The sequence below is a fragment of the Micromonospora inaquosa genome (genome assembly GCF_003857055.1).
Classification (GTDB): domain Bacteria; phylum Actinomycetota; class Actinomycetes; order Mycobacteriales; family Micromonosporaceae; genus Micromonospora; species Micromonospora inaquosa.
In genome coordinates this window covers 1-5,901 of sequence record NZ_QGSZ01000063.1, presented here as the reverse complement: position 1 = coordinate 5,901, position 5,901 = coordinate 1, and the positions used below count along the sequence as shown (strand labels likewise).

Here is a 5,901-nt window from a genome sequence, read left to right as displayed (position 1 = left end):
CTCCAGCAGGGCCGTGGTGCCGGGTGGGCGAGCGACGGCGTCGGCGGCGTAGAGGTATGCCCGGTGCCCGGCGTGGTGCTGGGGGACGTAAGGGCCGATGGGTTGGTCGGGATCGTCGCCGGTGATCTGGTACTGGTCGCGGTAGGCCGCGACGGTCGCCACGTGGGTCCGCCACGTCGCGTGCTCGTTCGGCTGGGTGGCGTCGCCCTGGAGTCCGGTGAGCCAGGCTGGTTGCTCGGTGAGGGCGCGGTCGGTGACCTTGTTGACCCGCTGCTGGATGAGCTGGGTGGCGTCTTCGAGGTAGGCCGTCAAGGCGGTGTCGGCGGTACGGGAAGTGGCGTCGAGCCAGGGAACCGGCCCGGCCTCGGGGGCGGGGCGGGTGAGGCTGTGGAGTTGGTGGCGGATGCTGTCGAGGTCGCTGCCGGGGCGCGCGGCGGTGAGGAGTTGTTCGGCGGGGTGGCCCTGTGTTTCGGCGGCCTTGAGGGTCCAGGCGAGGGTGCGCCAGCCGTCGGTGGTGCCGGCTTCGACGGGTGGCGGGGTGGTGTCGAGGTGCTGGTTGAGGCGCCAGGCGAGGACTTCGGAGAGGGACCGGGCGTCGTGCAGGGGTCGAGCCAGAGCGGCCGTGGCGACGGCGGTGAGGGCGTCGTGTCCGGCGTGTTCGGCGCGGCGGATCGCGGCGGTGAGGGCTGGCCAGGCGGGCTCGTCGGTAGCTTGGTCGGCCTTTCGGTCGCCGAGAACGGTGGCGATCAGCTGTCGGTGGTCGCCGTCGTGTGAGGTGGGTTCGCTGGCAAGAAGCCGCGGTGGGTGGGTCGCGTCGGTGGGGTCGAGGGGCACGGCCGTACGCAGGATCGGTCCCAGAAGAGCGGCGTAGCGCGCGGTGTCGTCGACGCTGGGCTGGGTGAGGGCGGGACTTGGGCTGCGGCCGTCCAGGTGGTCTTTGATGCGCCAGGTGAGAAGTTGAGCGGGGGATTCGGCGCCAGCGAGGGTGCCGCGGCGGGCGGTGTTGGCGAGGACTTGGTGCAGGTCCCAGCCGTTGCTCTCGGCGGTGCGCAGCGCGCGGACGACGCTAGGCCAGGCGGCGTCACGGTGCACCGCGCCGGCGTCGGGGCCGAGTGCGTCGGAGACGAGGGTGTGCAGGCGCTGGTTGTCGGCGAGTTCGCCCGCGTAGCGCAGTCGGGGGACCAAGGTGGCGAGGCTGTGGGCCTGGTCGGCGGCGTGGGTGATGGCTTCGGTGGCGGAGGTTTGCGCGCCTTCGGTGGCGAGGACGGTTTCGAGGACTTCCCGGGCGGTGCGGGCGTGTGGGTCGTAGCCAGTGCGGTCGAGGCGGGCGTCCTCGTCTAGGGGCAGGATGCGGTGGGTGACGGCGTAGAGGGTGGTGTGCTGGCGGGCGCGGGTGGCGGCGACGTAGAGGTGTTCGCGGGCCATGTCGTCGGTGATGAGGGCGTGGGCGGTGTCGACGGTGGCGCCCTGGGCGCGGTGGACCGTGGTGGCGTAGAGCAGTTCGACGTGCGCGGCGACGTAGGCGGCGGGGAGGGTGAGGGTGCCGCCGTGCTGCTGGTGTTTCACGGTGAGGGCCCCGTCGCTGCGGCGCTGGGTGACGGTCCAGGCGTCGCCGTTGCGAACCCAGTCCTTGCCCCGGTTGCTGGTCATAGTGCGGCTGTTGAGGCGGGTGACGATCCAGTCCCCGCGGCCGGCGCGGTTGCCGTCGTGCAGGTTGGCGCCGTCGGGTTCGACCTGACCGGCGGTGACGCGGTCGGCGCGGGCGCGGGCGGACAGGGCGGTGACGCCGGCGCTGGTGGACGACGACATGAGGGTGGTCAAGCCTGCGGTCATGTCGGTGTGCCAGGCGGTGTAGGCCTGTTCGACCATTGCCTCGTAGGAGCCGCCGCGGATCCGGCCGTTGCTCTGGTAGTGGTCGAGGGCGGTGGTGTCGCCGTCGCGGAGGCGGCGGGTGGCGTCGGCTTCGGCAGCTGTGGTGAAGCGGTGCAGGGCGGTGAGTTCGACGGCGCCGGCCTCCGTTGCGAGCAGGCGCAGTGCGCCGCCGGACTCGACGGCGGCGAGTTGCCGGTGGTCTCCGAGGAGGCGTACGAGGGCGCGATGGCGGGTGGCGATGTCGCGTAGGGCGTCGAGGTTGTGGGTGCCGGCGAGGCCGGCTTCGTCGACGAGGATGACGTCGCCGGGCCGTACCCGGAAGAACTCTTTCTCAGTGGGAAAGCTGCTGTCGGCGTGCCGGTGGGTGGTGTGTTCGTGGACGAACTTGTGCAGGTTTTCGGTGGGGACGCCGAGGTCGGCGCTGAGGACGGCGGACGCGGCGGCGGAGGTGGCCAGGGGGATGAGTCGCTGGCCGTGGGCGGCGACGACGTGTTGGTACGCGCGCATGGTGGTGGTCTTTCCGGCGCCAGCGGGGCCGAGCCCAACGGCGATCAGCCGCGCGTCGGTGGCGAACGCGACGACCATGGCCCGCTGCCCGGCATCGAGCGTGGTGCCGGTGGTGGCCTCGTAACCATCAAGCGTCGCCTGCACGGCGGTGGCCGCGTAGCCCAGGACGGTCGGGGTGCGGGCGGCGTCGAGGAGGCGTTGTTCCGCGTCGAGGATCGCCTGGCTGGTGTAGCGGGCGGCGCCGTGCTGCATGAACACCGACGTTCCGTCCTCGCGGCGCAACCCGGCCGGCTCGACCAGATCCGGCTCGGCCGTCACGGGTACGCAGAGCGCGGTGACGGCCTGGTGGACGACCTGCTGCAGCACCTCCGCGCGATCATGCTGATCGGTGAAGCGCAGCCCGCGAGGGGCGACGGTGGTTGGTGGTTCGCGTAGCAGCCGGTCGGCTTCGGCACGTAGGTTCCACACCGTCCACGTCGACCGGGATCCCTCTGCCCGCCGCACCGCCAGAGCGGCAAGGGCCCCGATCTGGTCTGTGGATAACGTTGTGGAAACCGTCTCGTGTCTGTGGGTGGGGCCGGTGGCGGTGACGACCTGGGCAAGGGATCCCGCGGCCGATTGGCCGTGTTCGGCGTGCAGTCGGGCCGTCCACTCCTCGCGGAGTGCGGCGAGGGAACGGGGAGCGGGTTTGGGGCCGCGGGTGTCGAGATTGGCTTGGCCCGCGAGGCGGAACGCCGCCTGGTTGTCGGGGTCGCGGCCGTGGGCACGGCGGAAGTCGACGACCAACTGCTCGTAGCGGGCCTCGATCTGCGACCGCCGCGACGAGAACGTCCCGATCACGTCGCGCGGAACACCGGCTACCTCCCGGACCGGATACCGCTTGCCCACGGTGTCGGGGCGGACCGCGAACTCCACCCCGAGGTGTTGGATGGCGAGGGTTTCGATGGTGGAGTTGTAGTGCTCGGACGCGGCGACCGCGACGCGGTGCAACGGGCCGCCGTCGAGGCTGCGCCACTTCCCATCCGCTCCCTGGATTTTGTTGCTGATTGCGACGTGGGTGTGCAGGTTCGGGTCGCCGTCGCGGGAGTCGTAGTGGTCGAACATGGCGTAGACCAGGCCGCGGGTGTCCAGCTGCGCCTGCCCGGTATCGCCGCTGCGAGTGAACGCCGCATGCTTCTCCAACAGCTGTAGCGCGGAGTCGCGAGCCTGCTCGTGGATCGCCTTCACCGCGTCGCGGACCCACTCGCGCTCGTCGAGGGCCCACAGCAGGACGAGGCTCTTCACGGGGGTGAAGACGAGGTCGTAGCCGGCGACGGCACCCCGGGCCCGGCGGGCCTCCTCGGCGCGTACCTTGCCTGTCTCGGCCCGTGTCGGCTTCCGCCCCGTCTCGGCGCGCACCACGTCGAGCCGTTGCTCGACACGGGTGTCGAAGTCCTGCAGGGTCGCGTAGACGGGGAAACGGCGCCCGAGGGTGGCCTGACGGATCGCCTCCTGCGTGAGCCGCTCGACCTCCTCGTTGTCCATGCCGGGCCGAACCCGGGTAGCGAGATGCCGGGCGATGATGGCATCGGCATCGGGGTGCATCCCCTGGCCAAACAGGTGCCGCATCTGCTCCTCGGACACCTGCCCGGCCAGACCGAGCGGGGCCAGACCTCGACCGCCCCACCGGCCCGGAGGGTTGCCGGGGGCGGTGTAGTAGTCGGTCGCGTCCTGCCCGGGAAGCCGGTCGCGGTCGCCGCCGACGACGTGTCGGGTGAGGTAGGTGTAGCCGTCGCCGACCGACAGCTTGTGCAACGTCATCACTGGGCGACCACCCCTCCCCTTGCGTCGAATTCGCCCCCCATCCGACTTCGTTGGCGCGATTGTTTGCGCCGTTTATTTGAGGGGGAGAGGGGACGGTACCCGCCGCAGGCGATCCATGGCAAGAGCATCTGCAAGAGGTGTGTCGGCGTTTTCTTTTGAAGCTGTGGATCCACGTTTGCGCTGGTAGAAACGGTTTTGTGGCGGGGTTTAGGCGGCTTTTCTTTTCGGTTGTTTGTGGTTGGATTGACGTGGCTTGAAATTGCGACTCGGTCTTGTTGGTAATGGGTGCTCGTGGCTAGGGTTTCGGTATGGCTAAGCGAATTTCTGGTGCGGGTGTTAATCGGATGGCGGCGCGGAAGGCGTCGGAGGTTCGGGCGGCCCGGGTGGCGAGGCTCGCGGCGTACGAGGCGAACGTGACGGAGGCGGTGCGGGTCTACTTCGACCGGGTGACACGCGCGGGTCAGGTGCGGGACGAGGCGGCCCTTCGGGCTCAGCGGATCCTCGCTGCCGGACAGAGCAGGGCAGGAGGGCTGGACCGGGAAGCCGATGCGGCGGTCGCCCGGCTTCGGAAACTTGGTGAGCCGGTCGCGGAGATCGCGGCCATGATCGAGCTTCCTGTCGCCGGGGTGCGCGCCGCCCTCGCCCGCGCCAGCGACCAATCGACCCCCGTGGGCGACCAGCCGGCCCTCGTCGATGAGCACATGGAGATGCGCACGCAGGAGGAGCCGGCATTGTCGACGGCATGAGGTCGGGCGCGGCCTTCACCACGGCGCGGCGGGCGCGGTCGACAGGGGCGGGCGATGTCGCCACCGTGATGGCGCGGCGTGTCAGCGGTCGCCGTAGCGCAGGACGGTCCGGTACTCGGCGGCGTCGGCGGCGCTGTACGGGTCGTAGGCGTCCTTCTGCCCGACCAGCACGAGCCGGCGGCGGACGGACGCCGTGGTGGGGGAGCGGTGCTGCGGGGCAGTGGGAGTGGCGGTGGTGCTCATGAGTGGGTCCTCCTGACGGTTCGGGTTGGTGCGCTGCTGCCCGGGTGGGGCCGGGGTGCCGCGCTGACAGGCCGGTGAGGGACCGGCCGCGGCCGGCGGCGGGCAAGCGGGAAGGCCGCGAGATCTTGGGAGCGCAGCGGTCCGGGGAGCGCAGCGAGCCGGCCAAGATGTTGGGGTCGGCGCTTGCCGGACGTGGCCGGGTCGGTCACCACTGGGGACTGGCCAGCGCGCACCACGGACACCGGCGAGACCCAAGCGGGTCAGGGCGGAGTGGCGATGCGCGGCGTCTCCTACGGGCGGGCGTGGCGTCCGGTGAGACGTAGGCGTAGTTGCCTGACCGGTGCGGTGGGGTAGGCGCGGAGGTAGGTCACCAGCGTGTAGGCGAGGTTGGCGGCGAGTTTTTCGACATCGTCGAGACCGGGCTGGCCCTGCATGCGGGCGTTGAGGGCGCCGAGGAGTTGGTACCAGCCGTAGTAGAGCTCCTTGATGGCGATGACGTTGTCTGCCGTCAGGTGGGTGCAGGTTCGGCTGGCGGTGAGCCACTGCTGGTTCACCGCCTGGGCGTGCTCGTCGAAGAGGTTGCCGGTGAGCATGTCGAGTTGGCGGCGTACGTCGTCGGCGTCCTGCGGGAGGCTGATCGCGGGCAGGGGCAGGCAGTCTCCTGGCTGGGGGTGGGCGGCGTGGACGACTTGGGTGATCGTTGCGCAGCCGCGGACCAGGTCCCGGTATG

4 protein-coding genes are annotated in these 5,901 nt (G+C 70.7%); 1 reads left to right on the top strand and 3 read right to left on the bottom strand.

Annotated elements, in window-relative coordinates; translation table 11 throughout:
• The coding region (mobF, locus tag DLJ59_RS00840; protein ID WP_124770613.1) for a MobF family relaxase at positions 1-4,179 on the bottom strand (4,179 nt) is incomplete at its 3' end.
• 311 nt (positions 4,180-4,490) lie between these two features.
• Between mobF and DLJ59_RS00835 the strand changes: the two genes are divergently transcribed.
• Positions 4,491-4,928, top strand: coding sequence for a hypothetical protein (locus tag DLJ59_RS00835; protein ID WP_124770612.1), 438 nt, complete (start codon positions 4,491-4,493; stop codon positions 4,926-4,928).
• An 81-nt stretch (positions 4,929-5,009) separates the two neighbouring features.
• Here DLJ59_RS00835 and DLJ59_RS36170 read toward each other — a convergent pair whose 3' ends face one another.
• On the bottom strand, positions 5,010-5,171 hold the full coding sequence (locus tag DLJ59_RS36170; RefSeq protein WP_158630759.1) for a hypothetical protein: 162 nt from the start codon (positions 5,169-5,171) through the stop codon (positions 5,010-5,012).
• 290 nt (positions 5,172-5,461) lie between these two features.
• Positions 5,462-5,901, bottom strand: a 440-nt coding sequence (locus tag DLJ59_RS36165; RefSeq protein ID WP_158630758.1) for a hypothetical protein, incomplete at its 5' end; no start/stop codon positions are given.

What these genes read in the sequence shown, in the direction of transcription:
- DLJ59_RS00835 (WP_124770612.1), top strand. Translation starts at nt 4,491, where the DNA reads ATGGCTAAGCGAATTTCTGGTGCGGGTGTTAATCGGATGGCGGCGCGG.
- DLJ59_RS36170 (WP_158630759.1), bottom strand. Translation starts at nt 5,171, where the DNA reads ATGAGCACCACCGCCACTCCCACTGCCCCGCAGCACCGCTCCCCCACC.